Source organism: Paracoccus limosus (assembly GCF_009711185.1).
In the GTDB taxonomy this organism is placed as follows: domain Bacteria; phylum Pseudomonadota; class Alphaproteobacteria; order Rhodobacterales; family Rhodobacteraceae; genus Paracoccus; species Paracoccus limosus.
In genome coordinates this window covers 57,604-76,568 of the sequence record NZ_WMIF01000008.1, presented here as the reverse complement: position 1 = coordinate 76,568, position 18,965 = coordinate 57,604, and the positions used below count along the sequence as shown (strand labels likewise).

The 18,965-nt window shown below is 69.3% G+C and carries 19 protein-coding genes; 17 read left to right on the top strand and 2 right to left on the bottom strand.

Going from position 1 to position 18,965, the window contains the following annotated elements:
* The first annotated feature begins 2 nt into the window (after positions 1 to 2).
* The 6 genes from cobW to cobJ are packed head-to-tail and all read left to right on the top strand — an operon-like array spanning position 3 to position 7,401.
* The gene (gene cobW / locus GL279_RS07750) at positions 3 to 1,037 is read left to right on the top strand and encodes a cobalamin biosynthesis protein CobW (protein WP_155064055.1); all 1,035 of its coding nucleotides are present in this window, start codon (positions 3 to 5) and stop codon (positions 1,035 to 1,037) included.
* Positions 1,038 to 4,184, top strand: coding sequence for a cobaltochelatase subunit CobN (cobN, locus tag GL279_RS07745; protein WP_155064054.1), 3,147 nt, complete (start codon positions 1,038 to 1,040; stop codon positions 4,182 to 4,184). It abuts the gene before it with no gap.
* Positions 4,181 to 5,317 (top strand): precorrin-3B synthase, encoded by a 1,137-nt coding sequence (locus GL279_RS07740; protein WP_155064053.1) that lies wholly within the window; start codon positions 4,181 to 4,183, stop codon positions 5,315 to 5,317. Before cobN ends, GL279_RS07740 begins: the two co-directional genes overlap by 4 nt.
* Positions 5,301 to 5,930, top strand: a complete 630-nt coding sequence (locus GL279_RS07735; protein WP_155064052.1) for a precorrin-8X methylmutase — start codon at positions 5,301 to 5,303, stop codon at positions 5,928 to 5,930. The genes GL279_RS07740 and GL279_RS07735 overlap by 17 nt, the downstream gene beginning before the upstream one ends.
* Positions 5,931 to 5,932: 2 nt before the next feature.
* On the top strand, positions 5,933 to 6,682 hold the full coding sequence (cobI, locus tag GL279_RS07730; RefSeq protein ID WP_155064051.1) for a precorrin-2 C(20)-methyltransferase: 750 nt from the start codon (positions 5,933 to 5,935) through the stop codon (positions 6,680 to 6,682).
* Positions 6,679 to 7,401 (top strand): precorrin-3B C(17)-methyltransferase, encoded by a 723-nt coding sequence (cobJ, locus tag GL279_RS07725; RefSeq protein ID WP_155064050.1) that lies wholly within the window; start codon positions 6,679 to 6,681, stop codon positions 7,399 to 7,401. Before cobI ends, cobJ begins: the two co-directional genes overlap by 4 nt.
* Here the strand turns inward: cobJ and GL279_RS07720 are convergent.
* Complete coding sequence (locus GL279_RS07720; protein WP_155064049.1) at positions 7,380 to 8,117, bottom strand: cobalt-precorrin-6A reductase; 738 nt, start codon at positions 8,115 to 8,117, stop codon at positions 7,380 to 7,382. The genes cobJ and GL279_RS07720 overlap by 22 nt on opposite strands.
* Between GL279_RS07720 and cbiE the strand changes: the two genes are divergently transcribed.
* The 6 genes from cbiE to GL279_RS07690 all read left to right on the top strand — a co-directional run bounded on the left by cbiE (position 8,116) and on the right by GL279_RS07690 (position 13,013).
* A complete protein-coding gene (gene cbiE / locus GL279_RS07715) occupies positions 8,116 to 9,279 on the top strand; it encodes a precorrin-6y C5,15-methyltransferase (decarboxylating) subunit CbiE (RefSeq protein ID WP_155064048.1) in 1,164 nt (387 codons plus the stop codon). The two genes, GL279_RS07720 and cbiE, sit on opposite strands and share 2 nt — an antisense overlap.
* Positions 9,276 to 9,647 (top strand): cobalamin biosynthesis protein, encoded by a 372-nt coding sequence (locus tag GL279_RS07710; RefSeq protein WP_155064047.1) that lies wholly within the window; start codon positions 9,276 to 9,278, stop codon positions 9,645 to 9,647. Before cbiE ends, GL279_RS07710 begins: the two co-directional genes overlap by 4 nt.
* On the top strand, positions 9,644 to 10,417 hold the full coding sequence (gene cobM, locus GL279_RS07705; RefSeq protein ID WP_155064046.1) for a precorrin-4 C(11)-methyltransferase: 774 nt from the start codon (positions 9,644 to 9,646) through the stop codon (positions 10,415 to 10,417). The genes GL279_RS07710 and cobM overlap by 4 nt, the downstream gene beginning before the upstream one ends.
* Positions 10,414 to 11,703, top strand: a complete 1,290-nt coding sequence (locus GL279_RS07700; protein ID WP_155064045.1) for a cobyrinic acid a,c-diamide synthase CobB — start codon at positions 10,414 to 10,416, stop codon at positions 11,701 to 11,703. Before cobM ends, GL279_RS07700 begins: the two co-directional genes overlap by 4 nt.
* Positions 11,700 to 12,443 carry a precorrin-6A synthase (deacetylating) gene (cobF, locus tag GL279_RS07695; protein ID WP_155064044.1) on the top strand — a complete coding sequence of 248 codons (744 nt, stop codon included), beginning with the start codon at positions 11,700 to 11,702 and terminating at the stop codon, positions 12,441 to 12,443. The genes GL279_RS07700 and cobF overlap by 4 nt, the downstream gene beginning before the upstream one ends.
* 420 nt (positions 12,444 to 12,863) lie before the next feature.
* Positions 12,864 to 13,013, top strand: coding sequence for a hypothetical protein (locus GL279_RS07690; RefSeq protein ID WP_155064043.1), 150 nt, complete (start codon positions 12,864 to 12,866; stop codon positions 13,011 to 13,013).
* Positions 13,014 to 13,057: 44 nt separating this feature from the next.
* Here the strand turns inward: GL279_RS07690 and parC are convergent, their stop codons facing one another.
* Positions 13,058 to 15,286 carry a DNA topoisomerase IV subunit A gene (parC, locus tag GL279_RS07685; RefSeq protein WP_155064042.1) on the bottom strand — a complete coding sequence of 743 codons (2,229 nt, stop codon included), beginning with the start codon at positions 15,284 to 15,286 and terminating at the stop codon, positions 13,058 to 13,060.
* A gap of 104 nt (positions 15,287 to 15,390) precedes the next feature.
* Between parC and GL279_RS07680 the strand changes: the two genes are divergently transcribed.
* The 5 genes from GL279_RS07680 to GL279_RS07660 all read left to right on the top strand — a co-directional run bounded on the left by GL279_RS07680 (position 15,391) and on the right by GL279_RS07660 (position 18,809).
* A complete protein-coding gene (locus tag GL279_RS07680) occupies positions 15,391 to 16,206 on the top strand; it encodes an SDR family NAD(P)-dependent oxidoreductase (RefSeq protein WP_155064041.1) in 816 nt (271 codons plus the stop codon).
* Between the two features lie 25 nt (positions 16,207 to 16,231).
* Positions 16,232 to 16,435, top strand: a complete 204-nt coding sequence (locus GL279_RS07675) for a twin transmembrane helix small protein (protein ID WP_155064040.1) — start codon at positions 16,232 to 16,234, stop codon at positions 16,433 to 16,435.
* 2 nt (positions 16,436 to 16,437) lie between these two features.
* Entirely contained in the window at positions 16,438 to 17,004 is a 567-nt protein-coding gene (locus tag GL279_RS07670) for a cob(I)yrinic acid a,c-diamide adenosyltransferase (RefSeq protein ID WP_155064039.1), read from the top strand.
* A 120-nt stretch (positions 17,005 to 17,124) separates the two neighbouring features.
* On the top strand, positions 17,125 to 17,883 hold the full coding sequence (locus tag GL279_RS07665) for an electron transfer flavoprotein subunit beta/FixA family protein (protein ID WP_155064038.1): 759 nt from the start codon (positions 17,125 to 17,127) through the stop codon (positions 17,881 to 17,883).
* Entirely contained in the window at positions 17,883 to 18,809 is a 927-nt protein-coding gene (locus GL279_RS07660) for an electron transfer flavoprotein subunit alpha/FixB family protein (protein WP_155064037.1), read from the top strand. The genes GL279_RS07665 and GL279_RS07660 overlap by 1 nt, the downstream gene beginning before the upstream one ends.
* Positions 18,810 to 18,965 lie beyond the last annotated feature (156 nt).

Here is an 18,965-nt window from a genome sequence, read left to right as displayed (position 1 = left end):
TCATGACCGACCTGACCAAGACCCCCGTCACCGTCATCACCGGCTTTCTGGGCGCGGGGAAAACCACGCTGATCCGCCATCTGATGCAGAACCCGCAGGGCAAGCGGCTGGCCGTGCTGGTCAACGAATTCGGCACCATGGGCGTCGATGGCGAGATCCTGAAATCCTGCGCCGACGAAAACTGCCCCGAGGAGAACATCCTTGAGCTGTCGAACGGCTGCATTTGCTGCACCGTCGCCGATGACTTCATCCCGACGCTGGAAAAGCTGATGGCGATGCCGCAAAAGCCCGATCACATCCTGATCGAGACCTCGGGTCTGGCGCTGCCAAAGCCGCTGCTCAAGGCCTTTGACTGGCCCGCGATCCGCTCGCGCATCACTGTGGACGGCGTGATCGCGCTGGCCGATGCCGAGGCCGTGGCGGCAGGCCGCTTTGCCCCCGATGAGGCCGCCGTACAGGCCCAGCGCGAGGCCGATGACAGTCTGGACCACGAAACGCCCCTGTCGGAAGTGTTCGAGGATCAGATCGCCTGCGCCGATATCGTCCTTCTGTCCAAGGCCGATCTGGCGGGCGATGCGGGCCTTGCCGCCGCCCGCGCCGTGATCGAGGCCGAGACGCCGCGTCAGCTGCCGATCCTGCCTTTGACCGATGGCGTGATCGACCCGCGCGTGATCCTTGGCCTTGGTGCAGCCGCCGAGGATGATCTGGACGCCCGCCCCAGCCATCATGACGGCGCCGACGATCATGAACACGACGATTTCGACAGCGTTGTGATCGAGCTGCCCGAAATCACCGACCCCGCCGATTTGGCCGAGCGCATCGCCCGTCTGGCCCGCGACCAAAAGATCCTGCGCGTCAAGGGCCATGTCGCCGTCGCGGGCAAGCCGATGCGCCTGTTGGTGCAGGCCGTGGGCGAACGCGTGCGCCATCAATATGACCGGCCTTGGGGCGCCGCGCCCCGCGCCTCGCGTCTGGTGGTGATTGCGGAACATGACGACATCGACCCCGCCGCGATCCGCGCGGTTCTGGCCGCGTAAATGCACGTCGTCTTCCGCGAAAGCCGGGGGCTTGAGGAAACCGAGGTTCCGACCGACCCCGGCCAGACCCCCGCCGATCTGGTCGTGCTGTCCTATTCGGACAGCGACCTTGGCGCTTTCGCGGCGGGCTGGCATCGCGGCCGGGCGGGCCTGCCCAGCCTGCGGCTGTGCAACATCTCGGCGCTGCGCCATCCGGTTTCGGTCGATCAATATTGCGACACGGTGCTGTCCGGGGCCAAGGCGGTGCTGGTCCGCCTGATCGGCGGCGAGGCCTATTGGCCCTACGGCACAGCCAGCCTGCAGGATCTGGCGCGCAGGCGCGGCATTGCGCTGGCTTTCCTGCCCGCCGATGGCCGCCGCGACAAGGTGCTGGAGGGGCTGTCGACCCTGCCCCCCGACCGCTTGAAACGCCTGCGCCAGCTTTGTGATCAGGGCGGCGCGGTGGCGGCGCAGAGGGCGCTGGCGGAACTGGCGCAGGCGGCAGACCTGCCCGCAGCGCCGGTGCCGGACACCTCTGAACTGCCCGATTTCGGCTTTTACGACCCTGACCATGGCGTGATCCCCGCCCCCGCGCCGGGGGTGCTGGTCAGCTTCTATCGCAGCTATCTGACCTCGGCCGATCTGGCCCCGGTCGATGCGATGATCCGCGCGCTGCGACAGGCGGGGCTGCCAGCGACGGGGGTGTTTGCCCCCTCGCTGAAAATGCCGGGTCTGGCCGCATGGCTGGCCCCGCATCTGGCAGGCATCCGCGCGGTGGTGAACCTGACCGCATTTTCCGCGCGCGACGATCAGGGCGCGACGCCCTTTGACGCCGCAGGATGCCCCGTGTTTCAGGTCGCGCTGTCGACCGCGCCGCGCGCGCTGTGGCAGGCCGAGGATCGCGGTCTGTCCGCCGCCGATCTGGCCATGCATGTCGTCCTGCCCGAGGTCGATGGCCGCATTTTCCTGGGCGCGATCAGCTTCAAGGAACCGCAGCCGCGCGACCCCGATCTGCAATTCTCGCGCATGATCCACGCCCCGGACGCGGCCCTGATCGCGGCGGCAGTGGCCCGGATCAAGGCGCGGCTGGCCCTGCCCGCCCGGCGGCCTGCGGTGGTGCTCTCGACCTATCCCGGCAAATCGCATCAGATCGCCCATGCGGTGGGGCTGGACGCGCTGGCCTCGACCGGGGCGGTGCTGGGGATGGCGCATCAGGATCTGGCGCAGCGGTTGGCCACGGAACGCATCCACTGGCCGCTGGCCGACTACCGCACCGCGCTGCGCGCCCTGCCGCAGGTCCTGCAGGATGATCTGCACGCCGCATGGGGCCCGCCGCCCGATGGGTTTGATTTCGCTGCCCTGCACCACGGCGGTGCCCTGGTCGCCCTACAACCGGAACGGGGCGAGGTCGCCAGCCGCAGCGACGATTACCACGACCTGTCGCGGACCCCGCGCCACGACTATGTCGCCTTTTACCTGTGGCTATGCACGCAGGCCGATGCGCTGATCCATATGGGCGCGCATGGCACGCTGGAATGGCTGCCCGGCAAGTCGGTGGCGCTGTCCGATGCCTGCTGGCCGCAAGCTCTGCTGGGTGATCTGCCGGTGATCTATCCTTTCATCGTCAATGATCCGGGCGAGGCCGCACAGGCCAAGCGCCGCTTGTCCGCGGTGACGCTGGGCCACGTGCCGCCGCCGCTGGTCGCGGCCAGCCTGCCCGAAAGCCTGACGCATCTGGAACGGCTTCTGGACGAATATTCTACCGCTGACGGGCTGGACCCGCGCCGCCGCGACCGGCTGATCGGGGCAATCCGCGATGAGGCCCGCGCCGCAGGTGTCGAAACCGATCTGGGCCTGCCCGCCGACGCAGCCCCCGCCGAGGCGATCCCGCTGATCGACCGCTTTCTGTGCGATCTGAAAGACAGCCGCTTCGGCGATGGGCTGCATGTCTACGGCACCGCAGCGGGCGAAATGCAGGGGCTGGCGGACGCGCTGGCGGGCCGCCATGTCCCGCCCGGCCCCTCCGGCTCGCCCGCGCGGGGGCGGCAGGATGTGCTGCCGACCGGGCGCAATCTCTTCACCGTCGATCCGCGCGCCGTGCCCTCGCGCAATGCCCACGCCCAAGGCGTGAAACTGGCCGAGGAGCTGTTGCGCCGCCACCTTCAGGACCACGGCGACTGGCCGCGCGGACTGGTGGTCGATCTGTGGGGCAGCGCCACCATGCGCACGGCGGGCGAGGAATTCGCCATGGCCCTGCATCTGGCGGGCCTGATCCCGCGCTGGGACGGTGCCACGGGCCGCGTCTCGGGCATCGAGATCGTCACGCTGGCCGAGCTGGGCCGCCCGCGCATCGACGTGACGCTGCGCGTCTCGGGCCTGTTTCGCGACGTGTTTCCGGGGCTGGCGCAGCTTTTCGAGACCGGGGCGCAGGCCCTGGCCCAGCGTGAGGAAGCCCCCGAGGACAATCCCTATCTGGCCCGCGCCCCCCGCGTCTTTGGCCCCAAACCCGGCCTTTACGGCCTTGCGATCACCGATCTGGCCGAAACCTTCACCGACGCGGCCCGCGCGCAGGCGGGCGAGGCATGGCTCGCCGCCTCGTCCCACGCCATCGCGGCGGACGGCGCGATCACGCATCAGCCGCAGGCGATCCGCGACCGGCTTGCCGCCGCCGATGCGTTTGTCCACGCGCAGGACCTGCCCGAATCCGACCTGCTGCTGGCCAGCGACTATGCCGCTCATGAGGCGGGATTCGCCGCCGCCATGGCCCGGATCGGCGCGCCCGCGCCCGCGCTTTACCATCTGGACGCGACCCGCCCCGATACTCCCCGCGCCCGCCTGCTGACCGAGGAAATCGCCCGCGTCACCCGCGCCCGTGCCGCCGATCCGGCTTGGGCCGATGGCATGATGCGCCACGGCTTTCGCGGCGCGGCGGAGATCGCTGCGACGCTGGACCATATGGCGGCCTTCGCCAATCTGGCGGGCGTGGTGCCGGGGCATCTGTTCGACCTTTACCACGACGCCACGCTGGGCCGCGCCGAGGTGGTCGATTTCATGGCGCGCGAGAACCCCGCCGCGCTGGCCGCCATGCGCGACCTGTTTGCGCGGCTTCTGGACAGCGGGCTTTGGATCACGCGGCGCAACTCGGTTCTGGCGGGGGTCGCGCCATGAGCTTTCAGATCAAGGGCTGGTGCCCCGGCGCACTGCGGCCGATGCGGTCGGGCGACGGGCTGGTGCTGCGCATCCGGGCGCGGGGCGGGCGGCTCTTGCCCGAACAAAGCCGCGTGATCGCCGATCTGTCAGCGCGTCTGGGCAATGGGCTGATCGACCTGACCAGCCGCGCCAATCTGCAATTGCGCGGGCTGGATCAGGCCGGCCATGCCGAGGCGATCACGGCGCTGGACGCGCTGGGACTGCTGGACGACAGCCCGGCGGCCGAGGCGCGGCGCAATGTCATGCTGAGCCCTGTGGCGCCGGTCGACGGCCCGGCATGGCATCTGGCCGCCGAGCTGTCGCGCCGCCTGACGGCCCCCGATGCGCCCGACCTGCCGGGGAAATTCGGCTTTGCCATCGATGAGGCCGCGCCGGTTCTGTCCGAGGCCCCGGCCGACATCCGCCTGATCCCCAAAGGCACGGGCTGGCATCTGCACCCCGAGGGCGCGGATTGGCACCTGCCCGCCGCCGACCCCGCGCAGGATGCACTGGCCTTGGCGGGCTGGTTCATCGCGCAGGGCGGCGTCAGCGCCGGGCGGGGCCGGATGCGGGCACTGATCGCGGGCGGCACGCGCCATTCCGATGCGGTGCCGGGCGGCCTGCCCGCCCCTGCCCCCGCACCGCAGCCCGGCCCCTTGGCGCAGGGGCGGCTGCTGGGCTTTGCCTTTGGCCAGATCACGGCGGCGCAGCTGGCCGCGATCACGGCCCCGATCCGGCTGACGCCATGGCGGATGCTGCTTCTGGAAACGCCCGAAAAGGTCCGGATCCCCGGGGCCATCGAGGCCCCCGGCGATCCGCTGCTGCGCAGTCACGCCTGCACCGGCGCACCCGCCTGCCCGCAGGCCCGCGCCGAGACGCGCGAGCTGGCCCGCACATTGGCGCCGCTGGCCGCCAGCCTGCATGTCAGCGGCTGCGCCAAGGGCTGCGCCCATCGCGGGCGGGCGGCGATCACGCTGGTCGCGACCGGGCCCGACCGCTTTGACCTGATCGCCGATGGCACGACGGCCGACCCGCCGCTGGCCTGCGCGCTCAGCCGCATTGACCTTGCGAGCCGGCTCGCGCAATGGAGAGCCCATGATGCACCAATATGAAACCGACGGCGCCGCGATCTATCGCCAATCCTTTGCCACCATCCGGGCCGAGGCCGATCTTGCCCGCTTCACCCCCGAGGAAGAGCCGGTGGTGGTGCGCATGATCCATGCCGCAGGCCTCGTCGGGCTGGAACGCGACGTGGCCTTTTCCCCCGGCATGACCGAGGCGGCGCGCCGCGCGCTGGCCGCCGGCGCGCCGATCCTGTGCGACGCGCGCATGGTCAGCGAGGGCATCACCCGCCCCCGCCTGCCCGCGAATAACCGCGTGATCTGCACGCTGCAGGACCCGCGCGTGCCCGACCTGGCGGCGCGCATGGGCAATACCCGCAGCGCCGCCGCGCTGGAACTGTGGCGCGACGATCTGGCGGGCGCCGTGGTCGCCATCGGCAATGCCCCCACCGCGCTGTTTCACCTGCTGAACATGCTGCAAGACCCCGCCTGCCCGCGCCCGGCCGCCATCATCGGCTGCCCAGTGGGCTTTGTGGGCGCCGCCGAATCCAAGGACGCGCTGATGGCCGACCTGCCTGCGCCGGCGCTGATCGTGCGCGGGCGGCTGGGCGGCTCGGCCATCACCGTCGCCGCCGTCAACGCGCTGGCCAGCCGGAAGGAATAGCCATGGGCCAAAACCCCGGAAAGATCATCTGCGCGGGCCTTGGCCCGGGCGATCCCGACCTGATCTCGGTCCGCGCCGACCGGGCGATCCGGGGCGCGCGCCAGATCGCCTATTTCCGCAAGAAGGGGCGCTCGGGTCAGGCGCGGCGCATCGTCGCCGATCTTTTGGCCGCAGATGTGATCGAACACGCGATGGAATACCCCGTCACGGTCGAGATCCCCTTTGCCAGCCCCGAATACAACCGCCTGCTGGCCGAATTCTATGACGACTGGACTGCGCGGCTGGTCGATCTGGCGCGCGCGGGCGATGTGGTGGTGCTTTGCGAGGGCGATCCGCTGTTCTACGGCTCGTTCATGCATCTGCACGCCCGCCTGCAAGGGCTGGTCGAGGTCGATGTGATCCCCGGCATCCCCGGCATGACCGGCTGCTGGAACGCCGTGGGCCAGCCGATGACATGGGGCGACGACGCCATGACCGTGCTGATGGGCACGCTGAGCGAGACCGATCTGACCCGCCACATCACCGCCGCCGATGCGGTGGTGGTGATGAAGACCGGGCGCAACCTGCCCAAGATCGCCCGCGCGCTGCAGGCGGCGGGCCGGCTTTCGGACGCATGGCTGGTTGAACGCGGCACCATGCCCAACCAGCGGCTGACGCCTTTGGCGCAGGCCGATCTGGACGCCTGCCCCTATTTCGCCACCGTGCTGGTCCATGGCCATGGCCGCCGGCCCTTGGCGGATGCCGCCGAATGACCGGCTGGGTCGCGGTCGCGGGTCTGGGTCCGGGCGCCGAAGACCTGATCACCCCCGAGGTGCAGGCAGCGCTGGATCAGGCCAGCGATGTGATCGGCTATATTCCCTATGTCGCGCGCGTGGCGCCGCGTCCGGGGCTGGCGCTGCACCCTTCGGACAACCGGGTCGAGCTGGACCGCGCCCGCCATGCGCTGGCGCTGGCGCGGGACGGGCGGCAGGTGGTGGTGGTCTCGTCCGGTGATCCGGGCGTGTTCGCCATGGCCTCGGCCTTGTTCGAGGCCTTGGGCGACGATCCGGCGCCCGAAATCCGCATCCTGCCCGGCATCACTGCCATGCTGGCCGCCAGTGCCCGGCTGGGCGCGCCCTTGGGCCATGATTTCTGCGCCATCAACCTGTCGGACAATCTGAAACCCTGGGCGCTGATCGAAAAGCGGCTGCGGCTGGCCGCCGAGGCCGATTTCGCCATGGCCTTTTACAACCCGCGCTCGAAATCCCGCCCCGAGGGCTTTGCCCGCGTGCTGGAGATCCTGCGCGAAAGCTGCGGCCCCGAGCGGCTGATCAGCTTTGCCCGCGCCGTCACCACCCCCGAGGAGGCGCTGCTGACCGTCACTCTGGCCGAGGCCCGTCCCGAGATGGCCGATATGCGCACCGTCATCATTCTGGGCAACAGCGCGACGCGGCGGGCCGGGCGCTGGGTCTATACGCCGCGCTCGGCATGACCCAGCCAGCCCATCAGCTGCGCCGGGCTTGCGACCACATGCCGTTCCGGCAGGGCGGGACGCGCGATCATCACCACCGGGATGCCCAGCATCCGCGCCGCCTCCAGCTTGGCATGGGCCGCGCGCCCGCCGGCATTCTTGGTGACGAGATGGCCGATGGCGTGGCGCTTCATCAGCTCCAGATCGCCGGGCACGGAAAACGGGCCGCGCGACACGATCAGCGTGGCATCGGGCAGCGGATGCGCCGCCACCTCGGCAAAGCGCAGCAGCCAGCGATGCCCGCGCCCCAGAAACGGCGTCAGGTTCTGCCGGCCGATGGCCAGAAACACGCCCGAGCCATCGCCGGGCAGAGCCTCGGCTGCGGCGGCGTAATCGGCGACATGGCGCCAGTCGTCGCCCGACGCCGCGGCCCATTCGGGGCGCTCCAGCGCGATCAGCGGAATGCCCGTGTCCGCGCAGGCGGCGATGGCATTGCGGCTCATGCCTTCGGCAAAGGGATGCGTGGCGTCGATGACATGGCTGATGGCATTGTCGCGCAGGAATTGCGCCAGCCCCTCGATGCCGCCAAAGCCGCCGATCCGCGTCGGCAGGGGCTGGGCCACCGGGTTCGCCGTGCGCCCGGCATAGGAATAGATCGCGTTCAGACCGGCCTCGGCCAGCGTGCGGGCCATGGCGCCGGCCTCGGTCGTGCCGCCCAGAATAAGGATGCGCGTCATGGCTGAGCCCTGGTTGTCGATCATCGGTCTGGGCGAGGATGGACCGGAGGGGCTGCCCGCTGCAAGCCGCGCGGCGCTGGCGGCGGCGGAAATCGTCTTTGGCGCGCCCCGGCATCTGGCGCTGGCGGGGGTCGCGGGCCAGCATTGGCCGGTGCCCTTCGACATCGCGCCGCTTATTGCCCATCGCGGGCAAAGGGTGGCGGCGCTGGTCTCGGGCGATCCGTTCTGGCACGGCGCCGGGGCCACGCTGGCCGAGGCGCTGGCGCCGGGCGAATGGCGGGCCTTTCCGGCGCCGGGGACGTTTTCGCTGGCCGCTGCCCGGATGGGCTGGCGGCTGGAGGACGTGACCTGCCTTGGCCTGCATGTCGCGCCGCTGGCCCGGCTGCGCCCGGTCATGGCGCGCGGCGCGCGGGCGATCTGCCTGATGCGCGATGGCGAGGCGCCGGCCACGCTGGCCGCATGGCTGGTGGCGCAGGGGCTGGGCGCGGTGCGGATGACCGTCCTGCAAGCCTTGGGCGGGCCGCGCGAATATGTCGCCAGCACGCCGGCGCAGGGCTTTGCGCTGACCTGCACGGCGCCGGTCGCGGTGGCGCTGGACGGGGCAGAGCTGCCGCCGGGCAGCGGGCTGCCGCGCGGCTTTGGCCTGCCCGACGCGGCCTTTGCCCATGACGGCCAGATCACCCGCCGCGCCGTGCGCGCGGTGACGCTGGCGCATCTGGCGCCCCGGCCCGGCGAATTGCTGTGGGACATCGGCGGCGGCTCGGGCTCGGTCAGCGTCGAATGGTGCCTGAACGGCGGCCGCGCCGTGACCATCGAGCCGCGCCCCGACCGGCTGGACAATATCGTCGCCAATATCGAGGCCTTTGGTCTGGCCGGGCGGATGCGGGCCGTGGCCGGGGCGGCGCCGGATGCGCTGGCCCTGCTGCCGGCGCCGGATGCGATTTTCGTCGGCGGCGGGGCCAATGCCGGGCTGATCGCCGCCCTGCCCCCCGCGCGTCTGGTGGTCAATGCCGTCACGCTGGAAACCGAAGCGCTGGTCGCCATGCTGCATGCCGAGCACGGCGGCCAGTTGACCCGGCTTTCGGTCGAAGAGGCCGCCCCCCTTGGCCGGATGCGCGGCTGGACCCCGGCACGCAGCGTCACCATCTGGGCCAGCGCATGAGGGTGGCAGGTTTCGGGTTTCGCACCGCGGCCCCCACCGCCGCACTGGCCGAGGCGCTGGCCGGGGCGCTGGCCCGTGCCGGATGCTCTGGTCAGGTCGATGCGCTGGCCACCAGCCATGCCAAGGCCGGGGCGCCGGCGATCCGCGAACTGGCGCAGCAGGCCGGCCTGCCGCTGCTGGCGGTCGAGGTCGCGGGTATCGCCACCCCCACGCAATCGCCGCGTGTCGCCGCCCTGTGCGGCACCGGCTCGCTGGCCGAGGCGGCGGCGCTGGCGGCGCTCGCGCCCGGCGCGCGGCTGCTGGCCCCCCGCGCCCTATCGCAAGACGGCATGGCCACCTGCGCCATCGCCCAAGGAGACCCCGCATGACCGTCCATTTCATCGGCGCCGGCCCCGGTGCCGCCGACCTGATCACTCTGCGCGGCCGCGACCTGATCGCCGCCTGCCCGGTCTGTCTTTATGCCGGATCGCTGGTGCCGCAGGCGCTGTTGGCGCATTGCCCGCCGGGCGCACGCATCGTCAACACCGCCAGCATGGATCTGGACGCGATCATCGCCGAAATCGCCGCAGCCCATGCGGCGGGACAGGACGTGGCCCGGCTGCATTCGGGCGATCTGTCGGTCTGGTCGGCCATGGGTGAGCAATTGCGCCGGCTGCGCGCCCTGGACATTCCCTATGACGTGACGCCGGGCGTGCCCAGTTTCGCCGCCGCCGCCGCCGCGCTGGGGGCGGAACTGACCCTGCCCGGCCTTGCGCAATCGGTGGTGTTGACGCGGACCTCGGGCCGGGCCTCGGCCATGCCCGAGAGCGAGGCGCTGGCCAATTTCGCCGCCACCGGCGCCACGCTTGCCATCCATCTGTCGGTGCATGTGCTGGACCGGGTGCAGGCCGAGCTGATCCCGCATTATGGGTCCGATTGCCCGGTCGCCGTGGTCTTTCGCGCCAGCTGGCCCGATCAGCGCATCATCCGCGCCACGCTGGCCACACTGGACCCCGGCATCGGCGCGGGCGAGCGCACGGCGCTGATCCTTGTCGGCCGGGCGCTGGCCGCCGAGGGCTTTGACGAAAGCCGGCTTTACGCGGGCGATTACGACCGCCGCTTCCGCCCCGTCGGCACCGATCCGAGGTTTCCCGAATGAGGGGGCTGGTCGTCAGCGCCTCGGCCTCGGGCGCGGGCAAGACCACGGTCACGCTGGGCCTGATCGCGGCCCTGCGCGCGCGCGGGCTGGTGGTGCAGCCCTTCAAGAGCGGGCCCGATTACATCGACCCGGCCTTTCACCGCGCGGCGGCAGGGCGCGATTCGTTCAATCTGGACAGCTGGGCGATGGGACGCGACCAGATCGCGCATCTGCTGGGCGCGGCCGAGGATGCCGATATCGCGCTGGCCGAGGGCTCGATGGGCCTCTTTGACGGGGTGGCGACGGTCGGCGGCCTTGGCAACGGGGCCAGCGCCGATATCGCCGCTTTGACCGGCTGGCCGGTGCTGCTGGTGATCGACGCGCGCGGACAGGCGCAATCGGCCGCCGCCGTGGCGCTGGGGTTTCGCGAGATGCGGCCCGATGTGGCGCTGGCGGGGGTGGTGCTAAACCGCGTCGCCAGCCCCCGGCACGAGGCGCTGATGCGGCTGGCCTTTGATGCGCTGGCGATCCCGGTGCTGGGCGTCCTGCCGCGCGAGGCCGGGATCGAGTTGCCCGAGCGGCATCTGGGGCTGGTGCAGGCGCAGGAACATGGCGCGCTGGAGGCGTTTCTGGCGGCGGCAGGGACGGCGGCGGCGCGGCATCTGGACCTCGATGCGATCATCGCGGCGGCGCGCGGCGGGATCGGGCCGCAGCCCTTTCGCCCGCTGCCGCCCCCGGCCGGGCGGATCGCGCTGGCGCAGGACGCGGCCTTTTCCTTTGTCTATCCGCATCTGATCGCGGGCTGGCGTGCGGCGGGGGCGACGATCCTGCCGTTTTCGCCGCTGGCGGACGAGGCGCCCGATGACAGCGCCGGCGCCTGCTGGCTGCCGGGCGGCTATCCCGAGCTGCACGCCGGCCGGCTGGCCTCGGCCCATGGGTTCCGCGCCGGGCTGCGCCGCTTTGCCGAAACCCGGCCCGTGCATGGCGAATGCGGCGGCTATATGGCGATGGGCGCGGGGCTGGTCGATGCCCAAGGCCTCCGGCACGAGATGGCCGGGCTTCTGGGGCTGGAAACCAGCTATGAAAAGCGCCGGATGCATCTGGGCTATCGCCGCGCCCTGCCCGAGGCCGGGCTGTTTCGCGGCGCGCTGACCGGGCATGAGTTCCATTATGCCACCATCCTGAGCCAGCCCGACGCCGCGCTTGCCCATGTCACCGACGCCAATGGCGATGCGGTGGCCGAGACCGGATCCTGTCGCGGCCATGCCTCGGGCACGTTCTTTCACCTGATCGGAGAGGCCCCATGATCGAGCTGTCCCTGATCGGCATCGGCACCGGCAGTCCCGGCCACCTGACCCGCGAGGGGGTGGCGGCGATGGAGCTGGCCGATCTGATCCTGATCCCTGCCAAGGGCGAGGATAAATCCGACCTTGGCGAGCTGCGCGAGATGTTGTGCCACAAGCTGCTGCGCCGGCCGCCGCCGCTGGCACGGTTCGAGATGCCGCAACGCGACAGCCGGCAAGGCTATCGTCAGGGCGTCGAGGACTGGCACGACGCCATCGCCCTGCGCTGGGAAGAGGTCATCCGCGAATATCGCGCGCAGCGCCCGGCGCTGCTGGTCTGGGGCGATCCCTCGCTTTACGACAGCACGCTGCGCATCGCCGAGCGCGTCGGGCGGCGCCTGCCCTTGAACCTGCGGGTGGTGCCGGGCATCACCGCCGTGCAGGCGCTGTGCGCGGCGCATCGCATCCCGATGAATGCCGTGGCCGAGCCGGTGCAGATCACCACCGGCCGGCAATTGCGCGAGAATGGCTGGCCCGAAGGGGTGCGCCGCGTGGTGGTGATGCTGGACGGTGAATGTTCGTTCCAGACGCTGCCCGAAAACGGCACCCGGATCTGGTGGGGCGCGTTTCTGGGCATGGCCGAGCAGATGCTGATCGCGGGCGATCTGTCCGAGGCCGGGCCGCGCATTCTGGCGGCGCGGGCGGCGGCGCGGGCGGCGCATGGCTGGATCATGGATATCTATCTGCTGGAGCGCCCGGACTGAGGGCGCACCGCCCGGCCGCAGCCCCAGCATGGGTATTTGGAAAATGGTGAATGGAAGCGGCAGCCCGGAAAAAGAGGCCGCCGTTCTTGCGTCACGCGGAGGGAGGAGAGACGCGGCAAGAACGGCGGCACTGCCATGAAGAACCCCGTGCGGCCCGGGGTGGCGGGGATGCGGGCCCCGTCTTGTTCAGGTTGCGTCGCACTGCGGCGGTGCTCAACCATCGAGGCGGGTGCGGGGCGGGTGATCGGGACGATTGCCGGTTTTTGCGTCACTGCCCGGCGGCAGCGATGAAAAATGCGGATCGCGGCAAAGCAGATCTGGCCCGGCGGGGCCGAACGGGCCATGCGGCGCCACCTGGGCGGGATTGAACGAATCGGTCCCGCATGAGAGGCTGAAGCCCCTGACCAGAGGAGAAAGACGATGATCGGAAGAACTGTCGCCTTGGCCCTTGCGCTGTCGATGACGGCGCTGCCCGCTCTGGCCTGTCCCGGCAAGGCGAAAATGCAGGATCAATCTGCCTCCGGCACGCCGGTGCAGACGCCGGTGGTCAAGCCCAAGACCAGCGCCTGAAGATCAGCGCCCGTGCCGGAAACGGGGGCAAGGCCCGCCCCCGTTCAATTGAACTTGTTGTCGCGCGGGAAACCGCGCGGCGCCATATAGCCGGTGCCGGCCCGTTTCCCCAGCCATTCGGTGAGATCGGGTTCGGTGCGGGTGCGTCCGCCGCTTTCCTGCCAGCGCAAGCCGTCGGCCAGCGTGATGCAGATCGCGTCGGACAGCTCGCCATCCTTGTATTTCTGCAGGCGCACGCCCTTGCCCCGGCCCATCTCGGGCAGTTCCGAGAGCGGGAAGACCAGCAGCTTGCGGTTCTGGCCAACGACCGCGAGATGGTCGCCGGTCACCGGACGGCACAGCAGCGGATCGCCGTTCAGCACCTGCTTGCCGGTGCGGGTCTGCGCCAGAATGTCGGCGGCGGGCACGATGAAGCCGTCGCCCGCCTTCGAGGCGACAAGGTAACGCTGATCGGCGCGCCACGGGAACATCGCGATGACCGGCGCGTCATTGGGCAGGTCGATCATCAGGCGCAGAGGCTCGCCCATGCCGCGCCCGCCGGGCAGGTTGTTGGTCGGCAGCGTGTAGAAGCGGCCATTGGCGGCAAAGACCATCAGCTTGTCGGTGGTTTCGGCATGCAGCGCCATGAAGGGGCCGTCGCCGTCCTTGAACTTGATCTCGGCATCGAGCGGCTGATGGCCCTTCATCGCGCGGATCCAGCCCATTTTCGACAGGATCACGGTGATCGGCTCGCGCTCGATCATCGAATCCATGTCGATGGGGGCGACCTCGCCCGCCTCGCCGATCTCGGTGCGGCGCAGGCCGCCGGGGGCGGATTTGCCGAACTTGCCGCGCGTCTCGCGCAGTTCTTCGGCGATGCGGGCCCATTGCGCGCCGTCATCTGACAGCATGGCCTGCAAGGCGGCGCGCTCGGCGGTCAGGTTTTCGTGCTCGCTGCGCAGTTCCATTTCCTCAAGGCGGCGCAGGGCGCGCAGGCGCATGTTCAGGATCGCCTCGACCTGCACATCGGTCAGCTTGAATTCGGCGATCATCACCGCCTTGGGATCGTCCTCGTAGCGGATGATCTCGATCACACGGTCGAGGTTCAGGAAGGCGATCATATAGCCTTCCAGCACCTCGAGCCGGGCGGCGATCTTGTCCAGCCGGTGGTTCGAACGCCGCACCAGCACCTCGCGCCGGTGGTCAAGGAAAGCGCGCAGCACCTCTTTCAGCGAGCAGACCTTGGGCACGCGGCCGTCGATCAGCACGTTCATGTTCAACCCGAAGCGGATTTCCAGATCCGAGACGCGGAACAGCGCCGCCATCAACTGTTCGGGGTCGACGTTGCGGGCGCGCGGCTCCAGCACGATGCGGACATCCTCGGCGGATTCGTCGCGCACATCGGCCAGGATCGGCACTTTCTTGGTCTGGATGACCTCGGCCAGACGCTCGATCAGCTTGGATTTCTGCACCTGATAGGGAATTTCGGTGACGACCACCTGCCAGTTGCCGCGGCCCAGATCCTCGACCGACCAGCGCGCGCGCAGGCGCAGGCTGCCGCGCCCGGTGCGGTAGGCTTCGGCGATGGTCTCGCGGGTTTCCACCAGCACGCCGCCGGTCGGGAAATCCGGACCGGGGATGATGGAAACCAGCGTGTCGTCGCGCGCATCCGGCGCTTTGATCAGATGCAGGCAGGCGTCGATGACTTCGTGCAGGTTATGCGGCGGCACGTTGGTCGCCATGCCGACCGCGATGCCCGAGGCGCCGTTGCACAGAAGGTTCGGAAAGGCCGCCGGCAGCACGATGGGCTCTTCCAGCGTGCCGTCGTAGTTCGGGCGGAAATCGACGGCATTCTCGGCCAGCCCCTCCATCAGCGCCTCGGCGGTGGCGGTCAGGCGGGCCTCGGTGTAGCGGCTGGCGGCGGGGTTGTCGCCGTCGATATTGCCGAAATTGCCCTGCCCGTCGACCAGCGGATAGCGCATGGCAAAGGGCTGCGCGAGGCGCGCCATCGCATCATAGATCGCGGCATCGCCATGCGGGTGATAGTTGCCCATCACATCGCCGGTGATCTTGGCCGATTTGCGGAACGCCCCGGTCGGCGACAGGCGCAGCTCGCGCATCGCGTAAAGGATGCGGCGATGCACGGGCTTGAGCCCATCGCGGGCATCGGGCAGCGCGCGGTGCATGATCGTCGACAGCGCATAGGTCAGGTAACGCTCGCCAATGGCGCGCGACAGCGGTTCGGTGCTGGTCTGATCCTGCGCAGGATCGGGAATATTCGGATCGTCTGACATGGTTTGGTGAATAGGCCCGCCCGCGCGCCCGGTCCAGCCGGAAATGCGCGCCTTGCGCGAGCGGGCCGGCTGGCGCAGAACCCCGCCCAAAAGAGGAGGCGCGCATGAAAACCGTTCTGATCACCGGCTGTTCCTCGGGCATCGGGCTGGATGCGGCGCGGCACATGCAGGCACACGGCTGGCGGGTGATCGCCACCTGCCGGCGCGGCGACGATCTGGACGCGCGCCGCGACGAGGGGATGGAGGCGCTGCATCTGGAGCTGTCCGATGAGGGCAGCGTGGCGCGCTGTGCCGATCAGGCGCTGGCGCTGGGGGTGGATGCGCTGGTCAACAACGCGGCCTTTGCCATTCCGGGCGCGGCCGAGGATCTGCCGCGCGGCGCCCTGCGTGCGATTTTTGAGGCCAACCTGTTCGGCACCCATGACCTGACCTGCCGGTTGCTGCCGCATTTCCGGGCGCAGGGCGGGCGCGTGGTCAATATCAGCTCGGTCCTTGGCCTGGTCGGCATTCCGTGGCGCGGCGCCTATGTAGCCACGAAATTCGCGCTGGAGGGGCTGACCGATGTGCTGCGCGCCGAAATGGCCGATACGCCGGTGAAATTCGTGCTGATCGAGCCGGGCCCGATCGGGACCAGGATCCGCCTGAACTCGATCCCGCATTTCGAGCGTTGGATCGACTGGCAATCCAGCCCGCGCCGCGCCCAATACGAGGCCACGCTGCTGCAACGCCTTTACCATCCGGCGGCGAAAAAGGACCGCTTCGAACTGCCGCCCCGTGCCGTCAGCGAAAGGATCGCGCAAGCGTTAGAGGCAGCGAACCCACGCCCGCGCTATTATGTGACCACGCCAACGCGGCTCGCGGGCACGGCGCGGCGGCTTCTGCCCACGCGCGCTCTGGACTGGCTGGCGCGGCGCAGCTAGGTTACCGGCCGAAAGGGGTCCGCCCATGCGACATGATCCGCTGTTCTACCTGCTGGTGCTCTGCTGCCTCGCCGTGGTCGCGATCCTTGCGACCGGCATCGGCGGCTTTGCCAAGGGCGGCGAGTTCAACCGCAAGCATGGCAACCGGCTGATGCGCTGGCGCATCATCGCCCAGGCCGTCGCCATCGCGGTGTTCCTGATCTATCTCTGGGCACGCAGCAAGGGCTAGTCATGGTCGTTCTGAACCGCATCTATACCCGCACCGGCGACGGTGGCGAAACCGCACTGTCGAATGGCGAACGCGTGCGCAAGGACAGCCAGCGGGTCGAGAGCTATGGCACCGTCGATGAGCTGAACGCCACGCTGGGTCTGGCCCGGCTGCATGCCGAAGGCCCGCTGGCCGAACGCATCGCGGTGATCCAGAATGATCTCTTTGACCTTGGCGCCGATCTGTCGCGCCCGCGCATCGAGGAGGATGCCGAGGCGCCCTATCCGGTGCTACGCATCATCGATTCGCAGGTGGCGCGGCTCGAGACGGAAATCGACGCGATGAACGCCGATCTGGCGCCGCTGCGCAGCTTCATCCTGCCCGGCGGCACGGCGCTGGCCGCGCATCTGCACCTGTGCCGCACGGTCGCGCGCCGCGCCGAACGCGCCGCCGTGGCCATCGCCGATGGCGCCAATCCGGCGGCGGTGAAATATCTCAACCGGCTCTCGGACTGGCTGTTCGTGGCCGGGCGGGTGGCCAACGAAAACGGCAGCCGGGACATCCTTTGGGTGCCGGGTGCAAGTCGTTAGCGACAACATGACGGGATCGTTGCGTAACGACCGAAACCCGTCGTTTTTTCTCTATTATTGGCCCAGACGGCCAGCTAACAAACTCACCGAACAGGTGACGCAACCAAAGGGGAGAGGCCGATGAAAGTCCTCGTGCCAGTCAAGCGCGTGATCGACTACAACGTTAAGGCCCGTGTCAAGGCTGACGGGTCGGGTGTCGATCTTGCAAACGTCAAGATGTCGATGAACCCGTTTGACGAGATCGCGGTCGAAGAAGCGATCCGTCTGAAAGAGGCGGGCAAGGCCGAGGAAGTGATCGCGGTCTCGATCGGTGTCAAACAGGCGCAGGAAACGCTGCGCACGGCGCTGGCCATGGGTGCAGACCGCGCCATTCTGGTCGTCGCCGCCGATGACGTGCATCAGGACATCGAGCCGCTGGCCGTCGCCAAGATCCTCGCCGCCGTCGCCAAGGCCGAAGGCACCGAGCTGATCATCGCCGGCAAACAGGCGATCGACAACGACATGAACGCCACCGGCCAGATGCTGTCGGCGATCCTGGGCTGGGGTCAGGCGGCCTTTGCCAGCAAGCTGGAACTGGACGGCGGCAAGGCGAAAGTCACCCGCGAAGTCGATGGCGGTCTGCAGACCATCGAGGTCAGCCTGCCGGCAGTCGTCACCGCCGACCTGCGCCTCAACGAGCCGCGCTATGCCTCGCTGCCCAACATCATGAAGGCCAAGAAGAAGCCCTTGGACGAAAAGACCCCGGCCGATTACGGCGTCGACGCCAGCCCGCGCCTCGAGGTCGTCTCGGTGCGCGAGCCCGAGGGCCGCAAGGCCGGCATCAAGGTCGGCTCGGTCGACGAGCTGGTGTCGAAACTGAAAGAAGCGGGGGTGATCTGATGGCCGTTCTGATTCTGGGTGAAGTCACCGATGGCGCGCTGAACGTCGATGCGACCGCCAAAGCCGTCAATGCCGTCCAAGGTCTGGGCGATGTGACCGTGCTGATCGCCGGCGCCTCGGCGCAAGCTGCGGCCGCGGAAGCCGCCAAGATCGCCGGTGTGGCCAAGGTGCTGGTCGCCGAAAACGCGCTCTATGGCCACCGGCTGGCCGAACCGACTGCGGCGCTGATCGTATCGCTGGCCGGCGATTACAGCCATATCGCCGCCCCGGCCACCACGGACGCCAAGAACATCCTGCCCCGCGTCGCCGGGCTTCTGGATGTGATGGTGCTGTCGGATGTCTCGAAAGTCGTCGATGCCGACACGTTCGAGCGCCCGATCTATGCCGGCAACGCCATCCAGACGGTGAAGTCGAAAGACGCCAAAAAGGTGTTCACGCTGCGCACCGCCAGCTTCGACGCGGCCGGCCAGGGCGGTTCGGCCGCGGTGGCCGAGGCGGCTGCCGCTGCCGATCCGGGCCTGTCGAGCTGGCTCTCGGACGAGGTCGCGCAATCGGACCGTCCCGAACTGACCTCGGCCAAGCGCGTGGTGTCGGGCGGCCGTGGCGTCGGCTCGAAAGACAGCTTCGAGATCATCGAGGCGCTGGCCGACAAGCTGGGCGCCGCCGTCGGCGCCTCGCGCGCGGCGGTAGATTCGGGCTATGCGCCGAACGACTGGCAGGTCGGCCAGACCGGCAAGGTGGTTGCGCCTGAACTGTATGTCGCCATCGGCATCTCGGGCGCGATCCAGCACCTTGCGGGGATGAAGGACAGCAAGGTCATCGTCGCCATCAACAAGGACGAAGAAGCCCCGATCTTCCAGATCGCGGACTACGGCCTGGTCGGAGACCTGTTCACCACCATCCCGGAACTGACCGGCAAACTCTGAACCCCTTCTTTCGTGGGAAAATATCCCGGGGGGAACGCCGGGCCTGCCCCATCGAGGGGAAGGCCCGGCGTCGGGGGGGGGGGGCCCCCCCCCCCCCCCCCCCAACCCAAAAACCCCCCCCCACGGGGGGGGGTTTTGAATTTATGCCCCCCCGGC